The organism is Prevotella sp. P4-51 (assembly GCF_002251455.1).
Classification (GTDB): domain Bacteria; phylum Bacteroidota; class Bacteroidia; order Bacteroidales; family Bacteroidaceae; genus Prevotella.
Genome location: NZ_NPJM01000051.1, coordinates 23,726 through 49,826 on the forward strand (window position 1 = coordinate 23,726; position 26,101 = coordinate 49,826).

Annotated in this window: 23 protein-coding genes; 19 read left to right on the forward strand and 4 right to left on the reverse strand. The window is 50.4% G+C overall.

Annotation, left to right across the window (positions count from 1 at the left end; all coding sequences use genetic code 11):
- The first annotated feature begins 60 nt into the window (after positions 1 to 60).
- The 3 genes from CIK94_RS07705 (at position 61) to CIK94_RS07715 (ending at position 3,392) form a co-directional block, all read left to right on the forward strand.
- Positions 61 to 621: a WbuC family cupin fold metalloprotein gene (locus tag CIK94_RS07705; protein ID WP_094422447.1), complete on the forward strand. Its 561-nt coding sequence runs from the start codon at positions 61 to 63 to the stop codon at positions 619 to 621.
- Between the two features lie 1,165 nt (positions 622 to 1,786).
- Positions 1,787 to 2,908, forward strand: coding sequence for an ImmA/IrrE family metallo-endopeptidase (locus CIK94_RS07710; RefSeq protein WP_094388228.1), 1,122 nt, complete (start codon positions 1,787 to 1,789; stop codon positions 2,906 to 2,908).
- A gap of 4 nt (positions 2,909 to 2,912) precedes the next feature.
- Complete coding sequence (locus CIK94_RS07715; protein ID WP_094422417.1) at positions 2,913 to 3,392, forward strand: DUF4411 family protein; 480 nt, start codon at positions 2,913 to 2,915, stop codon at positions 3,390 to 3,392.
- 156 nt (positions 3,393 to 3,548) lie between these two features.
- Here the strand turns inward: CIK94_RS07715 and CIK94_RS07720 are convergent, their stop codons facing one another.
- On the reverse strand, positions 3,549 to 4,361 hold the full coding sequence (locus CIK94_RS07720; RefSeq protein ID WP_094422419.1) for a DUF5715 family protein: 813 nt from the start codon (positions 4,359 to 4,361) through the stop codon (positions 3,549 to 3,551).
- 103 nt (positions 4,362 to 4,464) lie between these two features.
- Here CIK94_RS07720 and CIK94_RS07725 point away from each other — a divergent pair, with 103 nt between their 5' ends.
- The 16 genes from CIK94_RS07725 to deoD all read left to right on the forward strand — a co-directional run bounded on the left by CIK94_RS07725 (position 4,465) and on the right by deoD (position 22,082).
- Entirely contained in the window at positions 4,465 to 5,436 is a 972-nt protein-coding gene (locus tag CIK94_RS07725; protein WP_094388225.1) for a PhoH family protein, read from the forward strand.
- A 12-nt stretch (positions 5,437 to 5,448) separates the two neighbouring features.
- On the forward strand, positions 5,449 to 6,399 hold the full coding sequence (locus tag CIK94_RS07730) for a phosphoribosylaminoimidazolesuccinocarboxamide synthase (RefSeq protein WP_094422421.1): 951 nt from the start codon (positions 5,449 to 5,451) through the stop codon (positions 6,397 to 6,399).
- A 4-nt stretch (positions 6,400 to 6,403) separates the two neighbouring features.
- Positions 6,404 to 7,138 carry a bifunctional demethylmenaquinone methyltransferase/2-methoxy-6-polyprenyl-1,4-benzoquinol methylase UbiE gene (ubiE, locus tag CIK94_RS07735; RefSeq protein WP_022310271.1) on the forward strand — a complete coding sequence of 245 codons (735 nt, stop codon included), beginning with the start codon at positions 6,404 to 6,406 and terminating at the stop codon, positions 7,136 to 7,138.
- Between the two features lie 12 nt (positions 7,139 to 7,150).
- Positions 7,151 to 7,903, forward strand: a complete 753-nt coding sequence (locus CIK94_RS07740) for a shikimate dehydrogenase (protein WP_094422423.1) — start codon at positions 7,151 to 7,153, stop codon at positions 7,901 to 7,903.
- A 69-nt stretch (positions 7,904 to 7,972) separates the two neighbouring features.
- Positions 7,973 to 9,139 (forward strand): AIR synthase-related protein, encoded by a 1,167-nt coding sequence (locus tag CIK94_RS07745; protein WP_094422425.1) that lies wholly within the window; start codon positions 7,973 to 7,975, stop codon positions 9,137 to 9,139.
- A 3-nt stretch (positions 9,140 to 9,142) separates the two neighbouring features.
- Entirely contained in the window at positions 9,143 to 10,255 is a 1,113-nt protein-coding gene (gene prfA / locus CIK94_RS07750; protein WP_094387198.1) for a peptide chain release factor 1, read from the forward strand.
- Between the two features lie 19 nt (positions 10,256 to 10,274).
- Positions 10,275 to 11,102: an orotidine-5'-phosphate decarboxylase gene (gene pyrF / locus CIK94_RS07755; RefSeq protein WP_094422427.1), complete on the forward strand. Its 828-nt coding sequence runs from the start codon at positions 10,275 to 10,277 to the stop codon at positions 11,100 to 11,102.
- Entirely contained in the window at positions 11,092 to 12,312 is a 1,221-nt protein-coding gene (locus CIK94_RS07760; protein WP_094422429.1) for an HD domain-containing protein, read from the forward strand. The genes pyrF and CIK94_RS07760 overlap by 11 nt, the downstream gene beginning before the upstream one ends.
- 43 nt (positions 12,313 to 12,355) lie before the next feature.
- Positions 12,356 to 13,402 carry a UDP-3-O-(3-hydroxymyristoyl)glucosamine N-acyltransferase gene (lpxD, locus tag CIK94_RS07765; RefSeq protein ID WP_094388219.1) on the forward strand — a complete coding sequence of 349 codons (1,047 nt, stop codon included), beginning with the start codon at positions 12,356 to 12,358 and terminating at the stop codon, positions 13,400 to 13,402.
- A 43-nt stretch (positions 13,403 to 13,445) separates the two neighbouring features.
- Complete coding sequence (locus CIK94_RS07770) at positions 13,446 to 14,837, forward strand: bifunctional UDP-3-O-[3-hydroxymyristoyl] N-acetylglucosamine deacetylase/3-hydroxyacyl-ACP dehydratase (RefSeq protein WP_022310278.1); 1,392 nt, start codon at positions 13,446 to 13,448, stop codon at positions 14,835 to 14,837.
- A 1-nt stretch (position 14,838) separates the two neighbouring features.
- On the forward strand, positions 14,839 to 15,609 hold the full coding sequence (gene lpxA, locus CIK94_RS07775) for an acyl-ACP--UDP-N-acetylglucosamine O-acyltransferase (protein WP_094387202.1): 771 nt from the start codon (positions 14,839 to 14,841) through the stop codon (positions 15,607 to 15,609).
- Entirely contained in the window at positions 15,609 to 16,514 is a 906-nt protein-coding gene (miaA, locus tag CIK94_RS07780) for a tRNA (adenosine(37)-N6)-dimethylallyltransferase MiaA (protein ID WP_094422431.1), read from the forward strand. Before lpxA ends, miaA begins: the two co-directional genes overlap by 1 nt.
- Positions 16,515 to 16,557: 43 nt before the next feature.
- A complete protein-coding gene (locus CIK94_RS07785; protein ID WP_094422433.1) occupies positions 16,558 to 19,092 on the forward strand; it encodes a transglycosylase domain-containing protein in 2,535 nt (844 codons plus the stop codon).
- A 12-nt stretch (positions 19,093 to 19,104) separates the two neighbouring features.
- On the forward strand, positions 19,105 to 20,841 hold the full coding sequence (locus tag CIK94_RS07790; protein WP_022310282.1) for an ATP-dependent RecD-like DNA helicase: 1,737 nt from the start codon (positions 19,105 to 19,107) through the stop codon (positions 20,839 to 20,841).
- Positions 20,842 to 20,865: 24 nt separating this feature from the next.
- Positions 20,866 to 21,249, forward strand: coding sequence for a hypothetical protein (locus tag CIK94_RS07795; protein ID WP_094422437.1), 384 nt, complete (start codon positions 20,866 to 20,868; stop codon positions 21,247 to 21,249).
- Between the two features lie 116 nt (positions 21,250 to 21,365).
- Positions 21,366 to 22,082: a purine-nucleoside phosphorylase gene (deoD, locus tag CIK94_RS07800; protein WP_094387207.1), complete on the forward strand. Its 717-nt coding sequence runs from the start codon at positions 21,366 to 21,368 to the stop codon at positions 22,080 to 22,082.
- Between the two features lie 162 nt (positions 22,083 to 22,244).
- Here deoD and CIK94_RS07805 read toward each other — a convergent pair whose 3' ends face one another.
- From CIK94_RS07805 to CIK94_RS07815, 3 genes are all read right to left on the reverse strand, one after another.
- The gene (locus CIK94_RS07805; RefSeq protein WP_094422439.1) at positions 22,245 to 23,060 is read right to left on the reverse strand and encodes a carboxymuconolactone decarboxylase family protein; all 816 of its coding nucleotides are present in this window, start codon (positions 23,058 to 23,060) and stop codon (positions 22,245 to 22,247) included.
- Between the two features lie 5 nt (positions 23,061 to 23,065).
- Positions 23,066 to 23,689, reverse strand: a complete 624-nt coding sequence (locus CIK94_RS07810) for a flavodoxin (RefSeq protein WP_094422441.1) — start codon at positions 23,687 to 23,689, stop codon at positions 23,066 to 23,068.
- Positions 23,690 to 23,910: 221 nt separating this feature from the next.
- The coding region (locus CIK94_RS07815; RefSeq protein WP_216821934.1) for an alpha-N-acetylglucosaminidase at positions 23,911 to 26,101 on the reverse strand (2,191 nt) is incomplete at its 5' end.

Genomic DNA, 26,101 nt, shown 5'->3' on the forward strand with positions numbered 1-26,101 from the left:
TTTCTGCTGGTTTCTTCTGATTCCGCGGCGAGCGAACAGATTGCCCAACGATTGAAGAACATGGAGATAGATAAAGACTTGTTGAGCCATCTCGTCGACATGGCCAAGGCCAGTCCGCGTCTGCGCCATAGCCATGACTTGCGTACCTCACAGGCTGACAATAGTCAGCGGATGCTGAATGCCTTGCTGCCTGGTGCTGACGTACCTATCCATCGCCACCCGCAGAGTACGGAGATGGTGGTGGTGTTGTGTGGCAAGTTGGTGGAGGTCATCTATGATGATGGTGGGCGCGAGGTGGAGCGCATCAGCCTTGACCCTCAGGCCGGTAAGTTTGGATGTGTGGTGCCTAAGGGCGCTTGGCATACGGTGGAGGTGCTTGAACCATCGGTCATCTTTGAGGCCAAAGACGGTGGATATGGCTTCGATGGTAGTGAGGTGTGGAGTGGGGTGAGGGACAAAACGGCTTTCTCCAACTGCCTTGGCGACCTGAAAAAGAACGTAGAATATCTTATCGGCATGGAGCGTCAGCAAGGTGCTGTGGATGTGTCACCTGAGTATATCGCCCGCGTGCTGAATGTACCCGTGGAGGATGTCATACGGGTGATGGAGGAGATGGCGTAGGCCGTTTCGGTTCTTTGTCTGCGGTGGAGATGCAGTTATAGCAGTCCGCATAGGGGATATGTGGCTATAGGAGAAATGCTGCAGCGATACTATGCAGAAGGCGGATGCGCAAGATGATGAGTCTTGGGCATCCGCCTTCAGCGTTTGTCAGGGAATGAGTGGGTTGATAGTGACATTATACGAATTTTATATGGGAAATACAACCTCCATTTCGGAAGATTGATGGTAACGCCTTCGGCTAATCGCAACTCCTGTAGAGTTGCTAAGAGGGTGGGGGATGATACCCAGGGTAGAGGCGCTGCGCACCTCAACCCTGGGCTGGGAAATCGCAACTCCTACAGAGTTGCCTCTGGGTGCGTACCAACTCGTATAATCTCTACTCATAGCAAGGATAGGGATTTGCATGGCCTCAACCTTGAGGCTGAATGACGCAGGCACCATGGTAGGAAAAGCGGCCCATGGCCGATTAAAAAGTCCGGCTGTTGCGGTAAATAGCAATAGCCTCCATTTCGGAACATTGATGGTAATGCCTTCGGCTAATCGCAACTCCTACAGAGTTGCCTTCGGGTGCATACTGGCTCATATAATCTCTACTCATAGTAAGGATAGAGGTTTGCAATGGCTTCAACTCAATCCTGAGCTGAGAAATCGCAACTCCTACAGAGTTGCCTTCGGGTGCGTATTGGCTCATATAATCTCTACTCATAGGAAGGATGAAGATTCGCAATGGCCTAAACTCTGGGCTGGGAAAACGGTAGGACTGGGAAAACGGTAGGACTGGGAAAACGCAACTCCATTAGATTTCCGCTATGCGCAGTGACCTTCGGTTTAGAATTTCCTTTGGGTACGTAAAGTGGAGCTGTCTGTTAACGTGAATAGAAAACTTGTGATTGTCTTTAGGATAAAATGGTGGGAGATGGACTTTGGACTGGTTTGGCGGCTTGATTTGGTGATTGCGTGGTCGGAATTGGTGATTTCGTGCTTAGAAATGCTCGTTTCTGAGTTTGAAGTCAAGTTTGGTGTAATGGCGTCATATGTTGTCTGAGCAACAAAATAGTGCAATCTATTATTTTTCTTGTGAAAAAGATTGGAAGAGTAGAAGAAAAAGCGTAATTTTGCATATTAAGGCAATTGTGTTGTCTCTATTGGAAATCATGATTATTGTATGGCAGTCGTAAGATTGGATAATATCAAGGCGGAAACGTTCAGATGGGCGTTTGTCCGCGCAGGCTACAATGAAGCGGAAGCTGTTGCGGCTTTCCCTATGTTGGAGTCGTGGCTGTCTGGAGAACAATTGCCAACACTTCGCCAGCTTGAGAAGTTTGCTGCCAAGTTCTTTGTGCCTATGGGTTTCCTGTTCTTGCAGCAAAAACCAGTAGAGACCGTTCCATTCCCGATGTTCCGTGGCAGCGCTGGTATAGACAATAATTTCGATTTGAATGTCTATGATACGGTTATGAACATTCAGAGTCGCCAGGACTGGCTGGAGGAGTATTTGCAAGACAATGTGATGGATACTTGTCAGATAGTTGGAACCATTACGCCCGCTACTCCTTTTGCCGAGGCAGTCCGTAAGCTGCGTACTGCTTTGGGCCTTGAGTGCGAATGGGCATTCAGCCTTGCCAATGTTGAAACGGCAGTAAATGTGTTGACGGAACACCTTGAAGAAATAGGTATCTTCGTCGCATTCAATGGCGTTGTTGGCAACAATACTCATAGAGTCCTTAAAGTTGAAGAGTGCAGAGGTTTCGCTCTTGTCAATGATACAGCCCCATATATTTTTGTAAATAGTGCAGACAGCAAGTCGGCCCAGATGTTCACATTGATACATGAGACAGCCCATATCATGCTTGGTATTAGTGCTGGCCACGCTGGAGAAAGTATTGCCATGCAAAACCATGTCGAGAAATATTGTGATATGGTTGCTGCCGAATTCCTGGTGCCCGAGAACGTGTTGCGAGAATTGTGGAATGGTGAGATCAAATGGATGTCAAGACGCTTCAAAGTAAGCGAACTCGTCATTGCACGAAGAGGGCATGACCTGAATCTGCTCAGCGATGAGGACTATAACCAGTTCTGGCATGAATACTCCAATCGTCCCATTAACAAGAAAACATCTGGTAGTGGCGGAAGTTTCTATTTGACCAGCGTAAAACGTGTGGGAAGGGCTTTTGCTATCCATGTGAGAAACGCTGTAAACAGTCGTGTGTTGAGCTATACTGATGCTTTTAGATTGACGGGATTGCACGGAGGAACATTTGAACATTTTATGAATAATAATATATAAGGTCATGGCATATCTGATAGACAGTAATATATTTATACGTTCGAAGAATGAGATGCCTATGAATCTATGGCCTACGTTCTGGCAGCGAATGACCGATATGGTAAATAGCGGCGAGTTGTTTATCAGTACCAAGGTTAAGGAGGAAATAGAGCGGGGTAATGACGAGCTGACAGAGTGGCTGAAACACTCTGCGCCAAAGACGTGCTTTGTCGGGCTTGATGGCGACGTCATGCGTATGTATGGAGAGGTCCAGACATGGGCTGGTACAAAGTCATTCACTCAGACCGCCAGAAATGTGTTTGCTACTGTTGCCGATGCCTATTTGGTAGCTACTGCTGCTGCGAAGAATATGACACTGGTAACGTATGAGAAATCAAACCCAAACAGCAAAGCCCGTGTCTTGATTCCAGATGCCTGTGAAGCGGTTGGCGCCAATTATTGTGATTTGAACGCGGTGCTGCGCGGTATGGGAGTCGTGATATGATAATCTGCACAAAATGGATTCGAGCGTTATAAGTATTTAAGACACAACTTATAACGCTCGAATTGTTTCTGTACAAAAGAGATGTGGGCTCTCTTCAATCTCTGCAGATTTCCAATCCTGTCAATATAGAGTTGAATATAGCGAGTGGGGTGGTGGTTACTTCGCCGTGATGTGGAAACAGCCTTGGTGGACTTCGTATTTTATCCAGCAGCGGTCGTTCTGCCTCATGTCGCGCAGCACTTCGCTCAATATCCATTTCAGCGTGTCGTTGCGCACCACGCGGCGGCGCTCGCCTGGGGCTTCTACTGTCTTGTAGCGGTTGTAGGCGATGTCAAAGGTGGTGCCATACATGTGGCAGCTGTTCTGTGTGGCGTTGGAATTTCGTCTGCGCAGATGGGTCACATCCTTCTTGCTACGCAGCACGCTGGTCACGATAATCTTGTGGAGTGGCACTCCCTTGGTCTGAAGGCTGTCGAAGAAGGCGCGGCCTATGTCCTGCAAGAGTACGGAGGCGCGGGGCACGAGATAGGGGATGCTGTTGTGTAGCCGGTCGGTATAGAAGTAGGGGTTGGCGCCGATATATACCAGTTCGCTCTTGCGGCGTTCTGCTTCGTGCTCGTCTGCCACGGGCGACACGCCATGTTTCCGGGCTGAGAGCATCTGTACATCGTTCTGGTCGGGAAAGGTATTGCCGAAATTGGGCACGCTGAATATGCGGTTGCGCGCTGGGGTTCCGTCGGCGTTGAAAAAGCGTGTGCGCTGGCTGATGGGGGTGGCCTTCAGTGTGCCTTTGAGCAGCGCTGCGGTGTCTGCGGCCAGTGTGCTGTCGGCTGTCGTCGCTACGGGAGTCTGTGTCTGAGCGGAGCGGGGCATATCGCCTGCCACCGAGGGGAAGATACATCTCACCATGCCGAGCACCACCACTGCGATGCAAAAACCTTGTATATATCTTTTTCTACTTATGTTCATCAAATCTATGTATTTGTGCGCAAAGTTAGTAAAAAATCAACACTTTATGGTCAAGTATCACAAGATTTTTGTAAATTTGCACCTAAATTTAAATGGGTATCAATTGATAGAGAAACATATTATATTAGAAGATATCGACCCACTCATATTCTATGGGGTGAACAACAGCCACCTACAAATGATAAAGTCGCTGTTCCCTAAACTGCGCATAGTGGCTCGCGATAATGTGATGCGTCTTCTCGGCGATGAGGAAGAAATGGCCAAAGCCGAAGAAGATATTGAAACCATAAGAAAACATGTTCTGAAATATAACAGTCTGAACGATGAGGACATACTCGACATCATCAAGGGCGAGGCGACCAAGGCCGATGCCGTGAAGGATGTTGTGGTCTATTCGCTCTCAGGCCGACCTATCAAGGGGCGCTCTGAAAACCAGCAGCTTCTGATAGACTCGTTCAACAAGAACGACATGATATTCGCCGTGGGACCTGCCGGAACCGGAAAAACCTATCTCAGTATAGCCCTCGCCGTGAAGGCTATGAAGGAGAAGAACGCCAAGAAGATTATCCTGTCGCGTCCGGCCGTCGAGGCTGGCGAGAAGTTGGGTTTTCTGCCCGGCGACATGAAGGATAAGATAGACCCCTATCTGCAGCCGCTCTACGACGCTCTGGAAGACATGATACCGGCAGCCAAGCTGCAGGATATGATGGACAAGCACATTATCCAGATAGCTCCCCTGGCCTTCATGCGCGGTCGCACGCTGAGCGACGCGGTGGTAATACTTGACGAGGCTCAGAATACTACGCCGGCGCAGATACGCATGTTTCTCACCCGTATGGGATGGAATACCAAGATGATCATCACCGGCGACATGACCCAGATAGACCTGCCCCACGAGCAGAAGAGCGGGCTGAAGGAAGCTCTGCAGCTGCTCAGCGGTATCGAAGGCATCTCGGTGGTAGAATTCAACAAGAAGGACATCGTGCGCCACAAGCTGGTGACACGCATCGTCAATGCCTACGAAGCCTACGACAAGGCGCGACACGGCGAAAAGGAATTGGAATTCAAGGACTAAACTCAATAAATAATGAAAGCTCTAACGAAAACAGATTTCAAGTTTGAAGGACAACAAAGTGTGTATCATGGCAAGGTAAGGGATGTGTATGACATCAATGACGACCTGATGGTAATGGTGGCTACCGACCGTATCTCTGCCTTTGATGTAATTCTGCCCAAGGGCATACCCTTCAAGGGACAAGTGTTGAACCAGATAGCTGCCAAGTTCCTGGACCAGACCCAAGACATCTGTCCCAACTGGAAGCTCGCTACCCCTGACCCCATGGTTACCGTAGGTCTGAAGTGCGAGGGATTTCGTGTAGAAATGATTATCCGCGGTATACTTACCGGTTCGGCATGGCGCGACTATAAGAACGGCTGCCGCGAGATATGTGGTGTGAAGCTGCCCGAAGGCATGCGCGAGAACGAGCGTTTCCTCGAGCCCATCATCACTCCTACCACCAAGGCCGATGAGGGTCACGACCTCAACATCTCCAAAGAAGAGATTATCCGTCAGGGTATCGTCTCTGCCGAGGACTACGCCGTGATGGAAGACTATACCCGCAAGCTCTTTGCCCGCGGACAGGAAATTGCCGCCAAGCACGGACTGATACTGGTAGACACCAAGTATGAGTTTGGCAAGCGCGACGGCAAGGTATATCTCATCGACGAGATACACACTCCCGACTCGAGCCGCTACTTCTATGCCGATGGCTACGAGGAGCGCTTCGCCAAGGGTGAGCCCCAGCGCCAGCTGTCCAAGGAGTTTGTACGCCAGTGGCTGATTGAGCACAACTTCATGAACGAGCCCGGACAGACCATGCCCGAGATTACCGATGAGTATGCTGAGACCATCAGCGACCGCTACATCGAGCTCTACGAGCAGATTACCGGCGAGAAGTTTGACAAGACCGCCGAAGATGGCGACATCGCTGCCCGTATCGAGAAGAACGTGGCTGCATATCTGGCTACCCGCAAGTAGAACTATGTACGCACAGGAGAAGATTAAGCCCTACACAGGCAAGGCAGAGAAAGGCAAGATGGTGAAGAGCATGTTTGACACCATCTCGCCCACCTACGACAAGCTCAATCTGCTGATGTCGTGGGGCATCGACCGCCGCTGGCGCAAGGCTCTCATAGACAGTCTGAAGCCCTGGCGCCCCCAGCACATTCTGGATGTGGCTACGGGCACCGGCGATCTGGCCATCCTTGCCGCCAAGAGCCTGGCGCCCCAGCAGGTGACTGGCGCCGACTTCTCTGAAGGCATGATGGAGATAGGGCGCGAGAAGGCTGCGCGAGAGGGACTGGGAGAGGTCATCTCCTTTGTCCACGAAGACTGTATGAACATGTCTTTCGCCGACGAAACCTTCGATGCTGTCACTGCCTCGTTTGGCATCCGCAACTTCCAGAGCCTCGACAAGGGTCTGGCCGAGATGTGCCGTGTGCTGAAGAAGGGCGGTCGCCTCGCTATCGTCGAACTGACCACGCCGCAGCGCTTCCCGATGAAGCAGCTCTTTGGCCTCTACTCTCACACCATCCTGCCGCTCTATGGCAATCTGATCAGCCATGATGTCAAGGCATACCGTTATCTGACGCAGACCATCGAGGCCTTCCCTCAGGGAGAGCAGATGACGGAGATACTCAAGAACGCCGGTTTCGAGGAAGCCTCGTTCCGGCGCCTCACCTGTGGTATCTGCACCCTGTATCTTGCAACCAAATAACATATTACAGTTATGGACAAATATGGATTAATAGGCTATCCCTTAGGACACTCGTTCTCCATAGGGTATTTCAATGAGAAATTCCAGAACGAGGGCATCGATGCCGTGTACGAGAACTACGAAATCCCCGACATCTCTACGCTGCCCGAGATTCTCGACTCCAATCCGGAGCTGAAGGGGCTCAATGTGACCATTCCCTACAAAGAGCAGGTCATCAAATATCTGGATGCCATTAGTCCGGAGGCCAATGCCATAGGTGCCGTCAACGTTATCCGCGTCACCCACAAGGACCGCAAGACCATCCTCAAGGGTTTCAACAGCGACGTGATAGGTTTCACCAAAAGCATAGAGCCCATGCTGGAGCCCTGCCACAAGAAGGCGCTGATACTGGGTACTGGCGGCGCGTCGAAAGCCATCAACTTCGGTCTGAAGTCGCTGGGCCTGGAGACTCTCTTTGTGAGTCGCAGCAAGAAAGAGGGCGCCATACGTTATGAAGATGTGACTCCCCAGGTGGTGAAGGAGTATAACGTGATCGTCAACTGTACTCCCATCGGCATGTATCCGCACACTGACGAATGTCCCAACATTCCCTATCATGCTATGGACATGCACACGCTGCTCTACGATCTCATCTACAATCCCGACGAGACCCTCTTCCTGAAACGAGGCAAGGCTCATGGCGCCACCATCGCCAACGGACTGGAGATGCTGCTCCTGCAGGCATTCTCGTCATGGGAGTTCTGGAACGGCAAAGAACAACTATAATATATATAATAAGGTATAGGCGGGCCGACAGGGCTGCCAGAGCAAACAACACAATCAACACGACAAACAATGACAGACAACAGATATATGATGCGTGGCGTAAGTGCCGCCAAAGAAGATGTGCACAATGCCATCAAGAATATAGACAAAGGCATATTCCCACAGGCCTTCTGCAAGATTATCCCCGATATCCTGGGCGGTGACCCCGACTACTGCAACATCATGCACGCGGACGGCGCCGGAACTAAATCGTCGTTGGCCTACATGTACTGGAAGGAGACCGGCGATATCGATGTGTGGAAGGGCATAGCCCAGGATGCTATCGTGATGAACACCGACGACCTGCTGTGTGTGGGTGCTGTCGACAACATCCTGGTGTCGAGCACCATCGGCCGTAACAAGATGCTGGTGCCTGGCGAGGTAATCTCTGCCATCATCAACGGTACCGACGAGCTGCTGGCTGAGATGCGTGAGATGGGTATTGGCATCTATCCCACAGGCGGTGAGACGGCCGATGTGGGCGACCTGGTGCGTACGATTATCGTAGACTCGACTGTGACCTGCCGCATGAAGCGCTCGGACGTGATAGACAATGCCAACATCCGTCCCGGTGATGTCATTGTGGGTCTGAGCTCTACCGGTCAGGCTACCTATGAGAAGCATTACAACGGCGGTATGGGCAGCAACGGTCTGACCAGCGCCCGTCATGATGTCTTTGCCAAGTATCTGGCTGAGAAATATCCCGAGAGCTTTGATCATGCTGTGCCCGACGAACTGGTGTATAGCGGCAAGTATGCTCTCACCGACGAGGTGGAAGGTGCGCCCGTCAATGCCGGCAGACTGGTGCTGTCGCCCACACGTACGTATGCTCCAGTCATCAAGAAGATGCTCGACGAATGTAGAAGCGAAATCCATGGTATGGTACACTGTACCGGTGGAGCGCAGACCAAGGTGCTGCACTTTGTCAATGACAACTGCAAGGTGGTCAAGGACAATATGTTTGCCGTTCCCCCTCTCTTCAAAGCCATCCACGACTGTTCGGGAACAGACTGGAGAGAGATGTATCAGGTGTTCAACATGGGTCACCGCATGGAAATCTACGTCGCTCCCGAAACTGCAGAGAAGATAATCGCCATCAGCAAGAGTTTCAATATCGATGCCCAGGTAGTGGGTCATATCGAAGAGGGCGAGAAGAGCCTTACCATCCATTCTGAATACGGAACATTCAATTATTAATATATGGCAGAAAACAACAGCATATTATCTAAACTCGACGGACTTGAAAGCCGATACGAGGAGGTTTCAACCTTGATTACCGACCCTAATGTCATTGCCGACCAGGAGAGATATGTCAAGTTGACCCGTGAATATAAGGACCTGGGCGACATCATGGATGCCCGCAAGAGATATATCGACTGCATCAACTCTATCAAGGAGGCCAAGGACATACTGGCCAACGAGAGCGACCCCGACATGAAGGAGATGGCGCGCGAAGAGTTGGCAGAGAACGAGGCTCTCCAGCCCAAGCTGGAAGAAGAAATCAAGATTGCCCTCGTGCCCAAAGACCCTGAAGATGCCAAGAACGTGCAGATGGAGATACGTGCTGGAACAGGTGGTGACGAGGCTGCCCTCTTCGCCGGAGACCTGTTCCAGATGTACAAGAAGTACTGCGACTCCAAGGGTTTCACCCTCTCTGTGACCAGTGCGTCGGAAGGTGCTGTGGGTGGTTTCAAGGAGATAGACTTCGCCGTGAGTGGTGTGGATGTCTATGGCACATTGAAGTATGAGTCGGGTGTGCACCGTGTGCAGCGTGTGCCTGCCACCGAGACTCAGGGCCGTATGCACACCAGTGCCGCCACCGTGGCAGTGCTGCCCGAGGCCGACAAGTTTGAAGTGACCATCAACGAAGGCGAAATCAAATGGGATACCTTCCGTTCGAGTGGTGCCGGAGGTCAGAATGTGAACAAGGTGGAGTCGGGTGTGCGTCTGCGCTATATGTGGAAGAACCCCAATACCGGTGAAACCGAGGAAATCCTGATAGAATGTACCGAGACCCGCGACCAGCCCAAGAACAAGGAGCGTGCGCTGGCGCGTCTGCGTACGTTTATCTATGACAAGGAGCACCAGAAGTATGTGGACGATATCGCCAACCGTCGCAAGTCGCTGGTATCTACCGGTGACCGTAGTGCCAAGATACGTACCTACAACTTCCCCCAGGGCCGCGTGACCGACCATCGCATCGGTTATACCACCCATGATCTGCAGGGCTTCCTCAACGGTAACATCCAGGATATGATAGACGCTCTCACCGTGGCTGAAAACGCTGAGCGTCTGAAGGAAAGTGAACTCTAAAACAAATAGCATTGACGTTATGAACAGACAAGAACTGGTAAAAGAGATATTTGACAAGAAGTCGTTCCTCTGCGTAGGACTGGATACCGACCTGAAGAAAGTTCCTACCCATCTGCTGAATGAGGAAGACTCTATCTTCGCCTTCAACAAGGCCATCATAGATGCCACGGCAGACTACTGTGTGGCCTACAAGCCCAATCTGGCTTTCTATGAAGCCTTCGGCGTGAAGGGAATCATGGCCTTTGAAAAGACCATTGACTATCTGAACAAGCATTATCCCCATCACTTCGTCATCGCCGATGCCAAGCGAGGGGATATCGGCAACACATCGGCTATGTATGCCCGTACATTCTTTGAGGAGTACAACCTTGATGCCCTGACTGTCGCCCCTTATATGGGTGAGGACAGCGTGAAGCCCTTCCTGGGATATGAGGACAAGTGGGTAATCCTCTTGGCTCTTACATCCAACAAGGGCTCTTTGGATTTCCAGATGACTGAGGACAAAGACGGCGAAAGACTCTTTGAGAAGGTGCTGAAGAAGAGCCAGGAGTGGGGCAACGATACCAATATGATGTATGTGGTAGGTGCCACTCAAGGAGAGATGTTCAAGGACATCCGCAAGTGTGCTCCCACTCACTTCCTGCTGGTTCCCGGCGTAGGTGCCCAAGGAGGCAGTCTGCAGGAGGTGTGCAAGTATGGCATGACTACTGATTGTGGTCTGCTGGTCAACTCGTCGCGCGGTATCATCTATGCTTCGCAAGGTGAAGACTTTGCCGAGGTGGCTGCGCAGAAAGCCCATGAACTGCAACAGGAAATGGCAGCTGAATTAGAACGCATTGAACGATAGCAAAATCATAAGCGATCCGGTCTTCGGATTTGTAAAGATACCACGGGGATTGCTGCTCGACATCGTGAAGCATCCCCTGTTTCAACGCCTGACACGCATCAAGCAGTTGGGCTTGACCAATGTGGTATATCCCGGTGCCCAGCACACCCGCTTCCAACACTCATTGGGCGCTTTTCATCTTACGAGTGAGGCCATACTCTCGCTCACGCAGAAAGGCGTGTTCATCTTTGAAAGTGAAGCAGAGGCGGTTCAGTCTGCCATATTGATGCACGACATCGGTCATGGCCCTTTCTCGCATGTGCTGGAGAATACTCTCATCCACGGCATATCCCATGAGGAGATATCGCTGATGATGATGAATGAGATAAACCACGACTTGGGCGACAACCTGACCTTGGCCATCAAGATTTTCAAGGATGAATATCCCAAGCGTTTTCTGCACCAGCTGATTAGTAGTCAGCTCGATATGGACAGGCTTGACTACCTGCGCAGAGACAGCTTCTTTACCGGTGTGACCGAAGGCAATATCGGCTCAGCGCGTATCATCAAGATGCTCAATGTGGTCGATGACAATCTTGTGGTTGACTCAAAGGGTATCTATTCGATAGAGAATTATCTCACTTCGAGGCGGTTGATGTATTGGCAGGTGTATCTGCACAAGACCACGGTGGGTTATGAGAAACTGCTGGTCAATCTCCTCTCGCGTGCCAAGTATCTGGCTGACCAGGGAGAGACGCTCTTTGCCACTCCGGCGCTGCACTTCTTCCTCTATAACCATATAGATAAGGAGGCGTTTGTGGACAATGCTGAGCCGTTGCAGCATTACAAGATGCTGGATGACAGTGATATCTGGGCGAGTGTCAAGGCGTGGACCACCCATCGCGACCCCATACTCTCGTTGCTGTCTCGCAATCTTATAGACCGCCGAATCTTCAAGGTTGAGGTTCGCAGTACGGCAGTGGAAGAGGCTGAAGTGATGGATATAAGGCATCAGATAGCCCAGCGCTATGGGCTCTCTTTTGACGACACAGCCTATCTGGTCAATGTCTCTACCATCCGTAAGGACATGTATGACATCCACGACGACCACATATCCATATTATACAAGGACGGTACGATAAAAGACATCACTGAAGCCTCTGAAATACTCAATATATCGTTGTTATCAAAAAAAATATGCAAATATTATCTTTGTTATCAGCGTTTTTGAATTATATTTACTATATTTGCAGAAATTAATTAATACATAAACTATGGAGTTTACTGCTAAACAGATAGCGCAATTCGTGCAAGGTGTCATCGAGGGCGATGAAAATGCCTCAGTCACTACCTTTACGAAGATTGAAGAGGGTGTGCCTGGTGCCATCTCTTTTCTTGCTAATCCCAAATATACACATTATCTCTATGAAACCAAGTCCTCGGTGGTGCTCGTTGACAAAAGCATAGAACTGGACAAACCTGTAGAGACTACGCTTATCAGAGTAGACAACGCACGTGACTGCGTAGCCAAATTGTTGCAACTCTATGAGAGCATGAAGCCCAAGAAACAGGGCGTAGACAAGATGGCATTCATCTCTGAGTCGGCCAAGATTGGCGACAATGTTTACATCGGCGCTTTTGCCTATATCGGCGACAATGTTGTGGTGGGCGACGGCTGTCAGATTTATCCTAATGCCACCATCTGTGACAATGTAAAACTCGGTAATAACTGTATATTGTATCCCAACACTACAGTCTATCACGACTGTCGTTTGGGCAATGAAGTTATCCTTCATGCCGGCAGCGTGGTGGGTGCCGACGGCTTTGGCTTTGCCCCCAATGCCGAGACCAACAGTTATGACAAAATTCCCCAGATAGGCAATGTCATTATAGAAGACAATGTTGAAATTGGCGCAAATACCTGTATCGACCGTTCTACTATGGGTAGCACGTTCGTAAGAAAGGGCGTCAAACTTGATAATCTTGTACAGATAGCACACAATACTGATATCGGTGAAAACACCGTGATGAGTGCTCAGGTAGGTATTGCCGGCTCTACCAAGGTGGGCCAGTGGTGTATGTTTGGCGGTCAGGTAGGTATTGCCGGACATATTACTATCGGCAACAAAGTATTCCTGGGTGCCCAGTCGGGTGTACCTGGCAGTCTGAAAGATAACCAGACCCTTATCGGTACTCCCCCTACAGACCAGCGTTCGTTCTTCAAGTCACAGGCCATCATCCGCAGATTGCCCGAGATTTACAAGCAGCTGAACGATTTGCAGAAGGAAGTGGAAGAGCTGAAAAAGCAGAAACAAGATTAATCACATATATCTCTATCAATTAGAGAACAGAGCAAAGTAATATATGGACACAGTAAAACAGACTACCCTTAAAGGTAGTTTCTCTCTCTTCGGCAAAGGATTGCATACCGGTCTTCACCTGACCGTCACTTTCAATCCTGCTCCAGAGAATCATGGATACAAGATTCAGCGTATCGACCTCGAGGGACATCCCATCATCGACGCCATAGCTGAAAAGGTAAGTGACACCCAGCGCGGTACAGTGCTTTCCAGTGGCGATATCAGAGTAAGCACTATCGAGCATGGTATGGCAGCTCTCTATGCAATGGGTATTGACAACTGTCTGATTCAGGTTAATGGTCCTGAGTTCCCCATTCTTGACGGTTCGGCCATGCAGTATGTCGAGAAAATCAATGAAGTGGGAATCCAGGAGCAAAATGCACCTAAGAACTACTACGTTATCCGTAAGAAAATAGAAATCAAGGACGAAAAGACAGGCTCATGCATCACCATTCTCCCCGACGAGGAGTTCAGCATCACCGCCATGTGTTCTTTTGAGTCCAAATTCATCAACAGCCAGTTTGCCACACTTGACAGTACCAATAACTTTGCCAAGGAAATAGCACCTGCGCGTACCTTTGTGTTTGTTCGTGATATCGTTCCATTGCTCGAGGCTAACCTTATCAAGGGTGGAGACCTGGACAACGCCATCGTTATCTACGAAAGAGAAGTGGAGCAGGAGAAGCTCGACCAGTTGGCCGACGTTCTCAAGGTGCCCCATATGGACGCCAAGAAGATTGGCTACATCCAGCACCGTCCGCTGATGTGGGAGAACGAGTGTACCCGTCATAAGCTCTTGGATATCATCGGTGATATGGCTCTTATCGGTCGTCCGCTGAAGGGTAGAATCATTGCCACCCGTCCTGGCCATACCGTGAACAACAAGTTCGCCCGATTGATGCGTAAGGAGATTAAGCAGCACATGGTTCAGGCGCCTATCTATGATCCCAACGAGGCTCCTATCATGGACAACATCCGCATCCGCGAGTTGCTGCCCCACCGCTATCCCATGCAGCTTGTTGACAAGATTACCGCCATTGGCCCCACAAGCATCACCGGTGTGAAGAATGTAACCAGCAATGAGCCTTTCTTCGTAGGCCACTTCCCACAGGAGCCTGTAATGCCAGGCGTCCTTCAGATAGAGGCAATGGCACAGTGTGGCGGTTTGTTGGTACTCAACCAGGTGGAAGAGCCCGAGCGTTGGTCAACCTATTTCTTGGGTATTACCGATGTGAAGTTCAGGCAGAAGGTTGTCCCTGGCGACACCCTGCTTTTCCGCGTAGAATTGCTTCATCCCGTACGCCACGGCATCAGCTCCATGAAGGGCTATATGTTTGTCGGCGACAAGGTAGTGTCTGAGGCTACATTTACTGCACAAATCGTTAAAAACAAATAATATGAACCAAATAAGTCCTTTGGCATACGTTCACCCAGAAGCCAAACTGGGAGACAACAATATTATAGGCCCCTTCTGCTTTATTGACAAGAATACGGTATTGGGTGATAACAATGTCCTTCAAAACAGTGTTACCATCAATCGTGGTGCTCGTATTGGAAACAATAATGAGATTTTCCCCGGTGCCAGCCTTTCCACCAAACCTCAGGACCTGAAGTATAAGGGGGAGGAGACCATCTGTGAGATAGGCGACAACAACAGTATCCGTGAGTTTGTTACCATTTCGCGTGGAACTGCTTCAAAGGGTACCACCATCGTGGGCAACAATAACCTGCTCATGGAGAATATGCATATCGCCCATGACTGTGTGATTGGTAGCAATATCATCATCGGTAACTCTACCAAGATTGCCGGTGAAGTGGTGGTAGACGATAATGCTATCTTGAGTGCCGAGGTGCTTTGCCATCAGTTCTGCCGTATCGGTGGCTATGTGATGATACAGGGTGGAAGCCGCTTCAGCCAGGATATTCCTCCTTATATTATTGCCGGCAAGCATCCCTTGAAGTATGCAGGTGTCAACATCATCGGTCTGCGTCGTCGTGGATTTAGCAATGAGCTTATCGAAAACATCCACAACGCTTACCGCATCCTTTATTCTAAGGGACTGATGAAGGAAGGCATTGAGGAAATCAAAAAGCAACTTACAGTTACCCCAGAAATTCAGTATATCATAGACTTCGTAAGTTCTTCCCAACGGGGAATTATCAGATAATGAAGACACTGGTTGTTGTTCTTGGGCCGACAGGCGTGGGAAAAACAGAACTCTGCCTAACTATAGCCGAGCATTTGGGCATTGACATCATCAATGCCGACTCGCGTCAGATATTTGCAGAGCTGCCTATCGGTACTGCTGCTCCGACCCAAGAACAACAACAGCGTGTTCATCATCATTTTGTTGGCAATCATCACCTTAATGATTATTACAGCGCCTCTATCTATGAAGAAGAGGTAATGGCGTTGCTGCGCGACAAGTTTGAGCGTGGCGATGTGGCTATGCTTACCGGTGGAAGCATGATGTATATTGATGCCGTATGCAATGGCATCGATGATATCCCAACCATCGATGACGCTACGCGCCAGATGATGAAAGCCAGACTTGAAACCGAAGGTCTTCCTGCGCTTGTTGAGGAGCTTCGTCGGCTTGACCCCGAACACTATCAGATCGTTGACAAGAACAATCCTCGCCGTGTCGTCCATGCCTTGGAAATCTGCTATATGACTGGCAAGACCTACACATCCTTTCGTACCAACAGTAAGAAGGAACGTCCTTTCCGTGTCCTCAAGATTGGTCTTAATCGCGACCGCGGAGAACTCTATGAACGTATCAACCAGCGTGTTCTTGACATGATGGATGCAGGTCTGGAGGACGAAGCTCGCCGCTGTTATCCCCTCAAAGGACTCAATTCGCTCAACACAGTAGGTTATCGGGAGATGTTTGATTATTTTGATGGACTCACCGACCGCGTCGAAGCAATCCGTCGCATCCAGTCCAACTCTCGCAGATATATGCGCAAGCAACTCACATGGTTCAAAAAGGACCCTGAAATCGTATGGTTTCACCCGGATAACGTTAAAGAAATCATAAATTATATCGACACACACTTATTAGACAAATAGTTTTCGTACTTTTGTACGTGCATAACAGCTTGTTTTATTAACTATGGATAAAGTTAAATTCCTCTACCTGTGGTGTAGGGCCAAAATCACAGCCTTTTGGGCGTGGTACAAGAACCTCTACGTGGGCGCTCCCGTATGGAAAAAGGCGTTGATAGGATTTGTTTCCGTTATCGTTTCTTTCCTTTTGTATTTAGGCGCTGTTGACATCAACTTCCTTTGGCTGTTTGGTAAGTCACCCGGTTATTTCTCCGGCATCCTTAATCCTCAGACCAGCCAGGCTTCTGAGATTTACAGTGCTGATGGTCAGCTCATTGGCAAGTTCTTCAGTGAGAACCGTACCCCTGTTAAGTATGAAGAGATTACTCCTGATTTCTTCAAGGCCCTTGTTGATACCGAGGACGAGCGTTTCTACAGCCATTTCGGTATTGACCCCATTGGTATCTTTGGCGCCGTCAAGGATGCTGCCTTGCGCCATGAGGGCCGAGGCGCTTCTACCATTACCCAGCAGTTGGCCAAGAATATGTTCCGTGTCCGTTCTCACTATTCTACTGGACTTTTGGGTAAGATTCCCGGTCTGCGCATCCTGATTGTCAAGAGCAAAGAGTGGATTATTGCGCTGAAGTTGGAGTCACGTTACAACAAGAAGGAGATTATCACGATGTACGCCAACACCGTTGATTTCGGTTCCAATGCTTTTGGCATCAAGACTGCCGCCAAGACCTATTTCAATAAGTTGCCCAAGGAGCTTACCACCGACGAAGCAGCCGTCCTTGTGGGCATGCTCAAGGCTACCACCTATTACAATCCCAAGAGTCATCCCGAGAACAGCCGCTCACGTCGTAATGTTGTGCTGAGCAACATGCTGAAGCATGGCGATTTGTCGCGAAGCCGGTATGAGGAGTTGAGCAAACTCGATATCAAGCTCAATTACAAGGTGGAAGACAACTATGATGGTCAGGCCACTTACTTCCGCAATGCCGTTGCCGAAGCCTGCGACAGTCTGCTTGTCGGCGTCAGCGCAGGTGTCGGTTCCGATGATGATGACAACAAAGCGCCTGACCTCTACACGAGTGGCTTGAAGATTTATACTACCATAGATACGCGTATGCAGAAGTATGCTGAAGAGGCAGCCAACAAACAGATGCGTATCATCCAGCGCAACTTCAACAACCATTGGGGTAAAGAGGAACCATGGCAGGATGAGCACCACCAGGTTATCCCCGGCTTCATCGAGGGTATCGCCAAGCGCCAGCCCTTCTACAAAGCCTTGGTCGAGAAGTTCGGCGAAAACGCCGACTCTATTGACTATTATCTCAACAAGCCTCACAAGGTCAAGGTCTTTGACTATGCCAATGGGGAGATTGAGATGGAGATGTCCAGCCTCGACTCTATCCGCTATATGGTGCGCTTCATGCACTGCGGTATGGTTGCTATGGAACCCCAGACCGGCGCTGTAAAGGCATGGGTGGGCGACATCGATTTCAAGCATTGGAAGTATGACAAGGTTACAGCTATGCGCCAGCCCGGTTCTACCTTCAAGCTCTTCGTATATACCGAGGCGATGAACCAGGGACTTACCCCGTGCGATAAGCGCCGCGACGAGCAGATTAGCATGGATGTCTTTGACAGCAAGAAGCAGGAGATGACCCGTTGGACTCCCACCAATGCCAATGGAACCTTCAGCGGCGACTCTATGCCTCTCAAGTCTGCCTTCGCCCGAAGCGTCAACTCTATTGCTGTACGCTTGGGCCAGGAGATGGGCATCAAGCGCATTATCTCTACGGCCCACGCCATGGGTATCGACAGTCCGCTCGACGACGCCCCCGCCTTGGCCCTCGGTTCCAGTGATGTGCGTCTTCTCGAGTTGGTCAACTCCTACTGCACCGTGGCCGACAATGGCCGTCGCCATAAACCTATGCTGGTTACCCGTGTCGAAGACAGGGACGGCAGGGTCATCTATCAGGCCGACACCCAGTCCGAGCAAGCCATATCCACCAAGTCAGCATTCTTCATGCAGCAGTTGCTCCAGGGAGGTATGCGCGAGCCGGGCGGAACCTCGCAGAGTCTGTGGGGCTATGTCGGCGATGTGCGCGATACCGAGTTTGGCGGAAAGACGGGTACCTCCAACAACCATTCCGATGCTTGGTTCGTGGGCGTCAGTCCGCGTCTCGTCGTAGGAGCATGGGTTGGCGGCGAATATCGCTGCATCCATTTCCGCACTGGTGCCTTGGGACAGGGTAGTCGTACGGCTCTCCCCATCTGTGGTTATTTCCTCCAGTCGGTTTTCAAAGACCCCGCTTTCCAGCAATATCATGGCAAGTTCGTCAAGCCAGCCGATGCCGACATCTCGCGCGTTGACTACATCTGCGACAGCTACTATCAGAAAGCCAAGAACGACAGTACTGCTACTGATAGCCTTGAGCTCAATTCGGAAGAGATAATACTTGATGAAAACGGCAATCCTGTTATCCGAAAGGAGGAGAAGTCCGAAGTCGGAACCTCTTCTGAGCCCGGTTCTCAGGGCGACCACAAGCCCCATAAGCCCACCGAGCAGGCAGTTCGTTTTGATGATTTGTAATTATCCATAGGTTTGGAACATATCAATCTTGACAACGAAGAGTTTCAGAAAGCTCTGCAAATTATACAGTTTACCCGTCGCTCGCTTTTCCTTACCGGAAAGGCAGGCACGGGTAAATCTACGTTTCTCCGCTACATCTCCGAGACCACCAAGAAGAAACATGTCATCCTCGCGCCTACTGGTATAGCCGCCATCAATGCCGGTGGCTCCACGCTTCACAGTTTTTTCAAGCTCCCCTTCCATCCCCTGCTGCCCAATGATACCCGCTACAGCGTGCGCAATATGCGTAAGACACTGCGCTATACCAGCGAGAAATGCAAGTTGCTACGCGAGGTTGAACTGATTATCATCGACGAGATTAGCATGGTGCGCGCCGATATCATCGACTTTATTGACAAGGTGCTGCGCGTCTACAACCGCAATATGCGTGAGCCGTTTGGCGGCAAGCAGCTCCTCCTTGTCGGTGATATCTATCAGCTTGAGCCTGTCGTTCGTGAGGAAGACCGTCAGTTGCTTGCGCCTTTCTATCATTCCCAGTTCTTCTTCGATGCCAAGGTCTTTGCCTCCCTCCAGTTGGTAAGCATCGAACTGACCAAGGTGTATCGCCAGAACAATCCTACCTTTATCAACCTGTTGGACCACATCCGTTCGTCGCATGTCACCACTGCCGACCTCGAGATGCTCAATCGCCAGGTGGGTGCCGACATTGACACCTCCGACTCTTCGCTCTCCATTACGCTGTCCACCCGTCGCGATACCGTCGATTACATCAACAGTACGCGCTTGGCTGAGCTTGATGGCGATGCTACCATCTTTGATGGAACCATCGAAGGCGATTTCCCCGAGAACAACTTGCCCTCTCCACTCAAACTCGAACTCAAGGTGGGCGCCCAGGTACTCTTTGTGCGCAACGACAAGGAGAAACGGTGGGTCAATGGCACTCTGGGCACTGTCACGGGTTTCTCGCTCGATGTTGAGGATAGTAAGGACGCCATCATCTATGTCCGTACCGAGGATGGAGTGGAGTTTGATGTTGAGCAGGAAATCTGGAGCAATATCAAGTATACCTTCAACGAGAAGGAACAGAAGATTGAAGAGTCTGTTCTTGGCACTTTCTGCCAGTTCCCTCTGCGTTTGGCGTGGGCCATTACCGTCCACAAGAGCCAGGGCCTTACCTTCCGCAATGTCAAAATCGATTTCAGCGGCGGAGTTTTTGCCGGCGGTCAGACCTATGTTGCCCTTTCGCGCTGCCGTTCGCTCGAAGGCATCAGCCTCAAGAGCCCCATCCGGCGTGAAGATGTCTTCGTCAAAGCCGAAGTTTCCCGTTTCGCCAAGAACTATAACAACCAGCAGCTTATTCATGCCGCTCTCGAACAGGGCAAGGCCGACAAGCAGTATTATGATGCCGTCAAGGCCTTTGATGCAGGCGACATGCAGGCAGCGCTGGACAACTTCTTCCTCGCTATCCATAGCCGTTACGATATCGAACGCCCTGTTGCCAAGCGTTACATCCGTCGCAAGCTCAATGTCATTAACCAGAAGGACCAGGAGATAGCCCGTTTGAAGGAAGAAATCAAGAAGAAGGAGAAATTTCTCAAGAAACTGGCTGTCGAGTATGTCGTCATGGGCCGCGAGTGCGAGAAGGAGCATTTCACCGAGGCCGCCATCCGAAACTTCGAGAAAGCCCTTGAGCTCTGTCCCGATATTCCCGAAGCGAAGCGACGGTTGAAGAAACTCAAGAAAGACTGATTCCCTATATACCTTATTATATATATGACTACAGGCAGACAGAAATGCGACCTCCTGAGGAGCATACGCCAGCAGCTGGCTATCGAATATGGGTTGGATTACACGCCAGCAGAGTGCCATCATGTCGGCGACTGTCCCGGCACTTGCCCCGTGTGTGATGCCGAGCTTGCCAATCTTCAGCGACAGCTCGACGAGCGTGGAATCACCGAAGTTGCGGAGAAAATAGATATCTGCAGCATCATTACTACCATAGAGCCTGATGAGGAATACCACGAGTTGGAAGGTCTCGCCGGTCCCATGCCGCGTGGACGGGATGGAAAGATTACGGACATCCCCGAGGGAATCATTCCTGATGACATGCTGTTGCAAGGAGAAATCATGCCGACAGATTATCTTGACCGCGATTAACCTTTTCTTCATTGCCCCTTCAATGCAGCAAAATAAAATAATTTTGCCCTTTTCCTTGCGCATCCGACTGATTATGCCTAATTTTGTAACCTAAACACTTTATTAAAATAGAACAAATGGCAACACCGCACATTTCAGCCGCAAAGGGCGATTTCGCCAAGACAGTGCTTATGCCTGGCGACCCGCTTCGCGCAAAGTTTATAGCAGAGACATTCCTCGAGGATGTCAAGTTGGTAACATCGGTTCGTAATGCCCTCGGCTATACCGGTCTGTACAAGGGCGTACCAGTTTCAGTTATGACCAGTGGCATGGGTATGCCCAGCATTGGCATTTACTCTATGGAGCTCTACAAGTTCTATGGTGTAGAGAACATTATCCGCATCGGTTCGGCTGGTAGCTATCGCGACTGGCTCAAGGTGATGGATGTCACTCTTGCCGAGGTAGCCGTGAGCGAGTCTTCCTACGCTCTTGTACAGGGTGGCTGCAAGGACAACGCCATCAAGCCAAGCCAGGAACTCAATGACGTCATCAAGGCCAAGGCCAAGGAGATAGGTATTGAGTGCAAGCCCAGCATAGTTCATTCCAGCGATGTCTTCTATCGTGATGCCTCACAGGGTACATGGCAGGATATCATCAAGCAGAATGGCAGCGACTGCGTAGAGATGGAGAGCTTTGCCCTCTTCCACAATGCCAATATGACAGGCAAGCGCGCAGCCTGCCTGCTTACCATCAGCGACTCTTTTGTCGACCACACCGAGTTGTCAGCCGAAGACCGTCAGAATTCGTTTACCAAGATGATGACCCTGGCGCTCGAGAGTGCCATCGTGCTTTAATTTGTATCAGTACGCATTATAGAAAAGCGCAGACCCGGCAGGGGCTGCGCTTTTTTAATCCATTTCCGTTGTATTCTTGTCACACGGTACGTTGCAGTCTCAGGCGTTAGTGGCAGTTACCTGTTCTACATCTGTCGCAATTGCCTATTATAGGGTGGAACATTATTGCAGTTTTTTGTATTCATCTTCGCATACAGGTTCCAGCCATTCGTTAGAGGCGTTTTCGCCAGGAACCTCGAAGGCGAGGTGGGCAAACCAGCTGTCTTTGGCAGCACCATGCCAGTGTTTCACGTTGGCAGGAATGTGGATAACAGTACCTGGCATTATCTGCTGTGCCGGCTTGCCTTCTTCCTGATACCACCCACGGCCACCCACACCTACCAGCATCTGGCCGCCGCCTGTTGTGGCATGGTGTATATGCCAGTTGTTGCGGCATCCAGGCTCAAAGGTTACATTGGCAAAAGGTATCTGACTCGTGGAGATACGGGCAAGATAACTATTACCTTTGAAGTAAGCAGCGTAGGCTGTGTTAGGCTCGCCGATGGGAAATATCATCTCACGTTGGAAAGCGGCCTTGGCGTCATCGCCGGTCACATCTTCGTTCCACACCTCTTTGGCAAGATTGAAGGCAGCCCAAGCCTTGGGCCAACCGGCATAGAAAGCGATATGTGTGATTATCTCGGCTACTTCTGTACGTGTGATGCCGTTGTTCTTGGCAGTTTGTAGATGGTATTTCAACGAACTGTCTGTGATGCCTTGGCTGATAAGTGCTGTAATGGTTACCATACTTCGGTCGCGGAGGGAGAGTAGGTCATTGCGGCTCCATACTTCTCCGAAGAGTATGTCATCGTTGAGGTGGGCGAACTCTGGAGCAAACACTCCTAATTGCATGCGTCCTGCGGTCTGTTCTATTTTCTTTTGTGCCATAATGTAGAGTGTTATCATTGTTAATAAAATAAATATTACGAGTCTTTTCATAATTGTCAATAGTTAAGTCGTTTCAACCATTTGTCTACTTTCGAGAGATTATTGCGGGTCTCATGACCGTAGATGCTCATTGCCTCTTTGAAGGTGGCGTTGGGGTACAGCTTCTTTAGGTCGTTTACCACATTGCCAAGCCCGCTTCCTTCATGGGTGGTAAAGGGGATAATGGTCTTGCCGTTCAAATCGTATTTGTCGAAGAAGGTAAACATTACTTGTGGATAGGTGCCCCACCATACTGGTCCGCCAATAAAGATGGTTTCATATTGGTCCATGTCATTCACCTCGCCCTTGAAGTCTGGCTTCTCGTTGTTCTCTGCCTCTCTTTTTACCAGTTTGGTGAGGGCATTATATGGCATGTCGTAGCTTTTCTCCGCGACAATCTCAAACTCGTCACCGCCCGTGAGTTTCTGTATCTGGTCGGCCACAAGTTTGGTGTTGCCCACCTTCACATTGCCCACTCCGTAGTTCTCCCCGGCATGCGAGAAGAATACAATCAGTATTTTTCCTTTGCTCTCCATAGAGGCTTGTTCTTTTTGTTGCGATGATCTCACACTTCCGTAACATGCAGCAGAAACCATGAGTGCCGAAACCATCATTGATGTATACTCCAATACTCGTTTCATAATCGATAGTTTTATTATGTTGCGATTTACAATGCAAAGGTATATAGAAACTGAATTGGCATTGTTACCTATATTACGCCAATTATTACCGTTTTCTCCTAATGTGGCTCTCCCCGTTGCGGCGTAACGCACAATCGCATATTTGTATACAGTGCTTTCCTGTATGCGAATATGCGATTTGTTGGCTTCGGGCGTTCTGCTCGGTATGAACAGCCCGGCGTCTATTCAAAGTATTTCTTCAGCAACTGTCGTGACAGCTGTACTGGGTCTTGCTTTTGGGGATATTCGATGGGTACTTCCAGTTCGCAGAACTTCTCTTCAAACTCGTAGCACTCTTTGACAAAGCTGTCTTCATCATACTCGATGCCCCGTTCACGGCAGTCGATGGCGCGGTCTACGAACATGCTCCAGCGTGGCAGATAGAAACTCTTGAGCAGTCCGTCCCATGGGCGGCCGGCATAGTCGTTGAGTCCTGCCAGATTGTTGTTCCACACGGTGACGATGCGGCGGGCGTTGCGCTCATAGTAGTCTTTCTCCTCGGCAGAGTTGCCCCAGCTGCGAGCCTGTTCTATCCATCGCTTCATGGAGAACACGGGGTGGCAGGCGGTCAGGGCAGCCTCGTCGGCCAGCACCTCTTTCATCTCACTTCCCAGGCGCTTCATCTCCTTGAGGTCGTAGCAGTCGTAAGCCACGACAAACTTGCGCCAGAGCACGTAGAAGTGTTCCTCCAGACACTGGCGGCCGATGTTCACCACGTCCATCTTGTATCCGTCGCGGTCTGAATTGAGGTTCACCATCTCCTTCCATATTTCGTTCTGTGCCTCGCGCGTGGGCGTACATTTATCTTTCTTTTTCATTCCCGGACGCGACTCCACAAAGGTGTAGTTGTATGTGCGTGGTACGTCGAGCACCCGTTCGCAGTAGTCACGATACACCTTGCGTGCCTTTTCGTCTATGCGGCCCATGCGCTGGTCAGCCAGCGAGTTGCGCCATTCGTTGAGCGAGCCAGGCATATTCCACGCCTTGTCAAAGAGCATGCTGAAGGCAAACTGGTTGACATCGAGGGCTTCGAGTGTAGCACCCACACCGCTGAAGTTGGAACCTGCCTTCTCGTATGTATTGTCTATATAGTTGTATATGCGGTCCGAGGGAGCCACCAGACGGTTGCGTCCGCCAAAGTTGTTGAGATAGCACCAGATGAAGGGCTGGCCGTAGAACGACTCAGTGGTTTTCCACATCTGTACATTCTCACACCAGTAGTCGAGCATAATCAGGCGACCCTGTGGCACACCTCTGAAGAGAGCCTTCATGCGTTCGCTGTTCCATCCTGGCATGTATTTGTATGTCCAGCTCATCTGCAGCCAGTGTGCATCCTTGTCTGCAGCAGCCAGCGACTCGTATATACCGCGTGAGAGCATGGCCAGCGAGTCACAGTTGAACGTGGGCGGGTCTACCTCGTTGAAGGGGTCTATGCAGTACATGTGGTCGGTGCCATACATGCGAGTCTGCTCTTCGATGAAGGCGCGCTGTATATTGGCAAACATGGGGTCGGTGGCAAAGAGGAAACGGCATCGGTAGCGCTCGGGGTCTTTGAATGAGCCCCAGTACGACACGTCGGTATATTTGAGACCTTTGTGTTTCTCTACGAATTTTGCGGGCACGTGTCCGGCAAATCCCGACAGCACGGGAGTCATGTTCAGTTCGCGTTGGCGCTTCAGTATCTGCTTCTGCAGCGTCTGCTGACGGTCCATCCAGTCGCGGGGCAGAGGTCCCATGAAGGCGTCGAAGTTGCACATGCGGTGCCAGCCCAGATAGGCGGGGCCGGAGAAGAAGGAGCGAATCTCTTCATCGTTGAGCCCGAACTTCTTCCACACGTTATACCAAGTCGATTCCTGACCGGTGATGGCCAGAGGCATGTTGACACCGTTGAGTGCCATCCAGTCGATGAAGTGTTCCCACTCGCGCCATGTCCACCAAGGCAGCGAGTAGCCGTAGGTGCAGTAGTTGAGGAAGAAACGCATGGGAAGCCGCGACTCTATTCTTACCTTCTCTTTGACAGCAGGCATAGTCTCCGGCAGTTCGATAGGGTCGTCTTTGTACCAGGAGATGGCGGTGTGACAATAGTTCTTGAGATAGTGGTTCAGGCCCATAGCCATGCTGTTGGCGTTGTTGGCGCTGATGACCACCTTGCCCTGGTTGCTCTCCAGGGTGAATACGTCTTTTGTGGAGTCAATCTTTTTGAAGACCACTGTCTGGGCCTTGTTGCCCAGTATACGTCGCGCCAGATTCTGCGCCGTCTTGACATCGTTGGATGCCATCATGCCTATGGTTACCGCCATCAGGCAGAGGGTAGTAATGATTCTACGGTTCATGATATAAGTTGATGAGTAGTTGACAAAGTGGGGGTGGGGT

Bases quoted from the DNA above. Each gene is read 5' to 3' on its own strand.
- CIK94_RS07720 (WP_094422419.1), bottom strand. From the start codon at position 4,361: ATGAACATAAGTAGAAAAAGATATATACAAGGTTTTTGCATCGCAGTG.
- lpxA (WP_094387202.1), top strand. From the start codon at position 14,839: ATGAACCAAATAAGTCCTTTGGCATACGTTCACCCAGAAGCCAAACTG.
- CIK94_RS07795 (WP_094422437.1), top strand. From the start codon at position 20,866: ATGACTACAGGCAGACAGAAATGCGACCTCCTGAGGAGCATACGCCAG.
- CIK94_RS07710 (WP_094388228.1), top strand. From the start codon at position 1,787: ATGGCAGTCGTAAGATTGGATAATATCAAGGCGGAAACGTTCAGATGG.
- CIK94_RS07805 (WP_094422439.1), bottom strand. From the start codon at position 23,060: ATGAAAAGACTCGTAATATTTATTTTATTAACAATGATAACACTCTAC.
- CIK94_RS07730 (WP_094422421.1), top strand. From the start codon at position 5,449: ATGAAAGCTCTAACGAAAACAGATTTCAAGTTTGAAGGACAACAAAGT.
- ubiE (WP_022310271.1), top strand. From the start codon at position 6,404: ATGTACGCACAGGAGAAGATTAAGCCCTACACAGGCAAGGCAGAGAAA.
- CIK94_RS07715 (WP_094422417.1), top strand. From the start codon at position 2,913: ATGGCATATCTGATAGACAGTAATATATTTATACGTTCGAAGAATGAG.
- deoD (WP_094387207.1), top strand. From the start codon at position 21,366: ATGGCAACACCGCACATTTCAGCCGCAAAGGGCGATTTCGCCAAGACA.
- miaA (WP_094422431.1), top strand. From the start codon at position 15,609: ATGAAGACACTGGTTGTTGTTCTTGGGCCGACAGGCGTGGGAAAAACA.
- prfA (WP_094387198.1), top strand. From the start codon at position 9,143: ATGGCAGAAAACAACAGCATATTATCTAAACTCGACGGACTTGAAAGC.
- CIK94_RS07785 (WP_094422433.1), top strand. From the start codon at position 16,558: ATGGATAAAGTTAAATTCCTCTACCTGTGGTGTAGGGCCAAAATCACA.
- CIK94_RS07810 (WP_094422441.1), bottom strand. From the start codon at position 23,689: ATGAAACGAGTATTGGAGTATACATCAATGATGGTTTCGGCACTCATG.
- CIK94_RS07745 (WP_094422425.1), top strand. From the start codon at position 7,973: ATGACAGACAACAGATATATGATGCGTGGCGTAAGTGCCGCCAAAGAA.
- lpxD (WP_094388219.1), top strand. From the start codon at position 12,356: ATGGAGTTTACTGCTAAACAGATAGCGCAATTCGTGCAAGGTGTCATC.
- CIK94_RS07740 (WP_094422423.1), top strand. From the start codon at position 7,151: ATGGACAAATATGGATTAATAGGCTATCCCTTAGGACACTCGTTCTCC.
- CIK94_RS07705 (WP_094422447.1), top strand. From the start codon at position 61: ATGGAGATAGATAAAGACTTGTTGAGCCATCTCGTCGACATGGCCAAG.
- CIK94_RS07770 (WP_022310278.1), top strand. From the start codon at position 13,446: ATGGACACAGTAAAACAGACTACCCTTAAAGGTAGTTTCTCTCTCTTC.
- pyrF (WP_094422427.1), top strand. From the start codon at position 10,275: ATGAACAGACAAGAACTGGTAAAAGAGATATTTGACAAGAAGTCGTTC.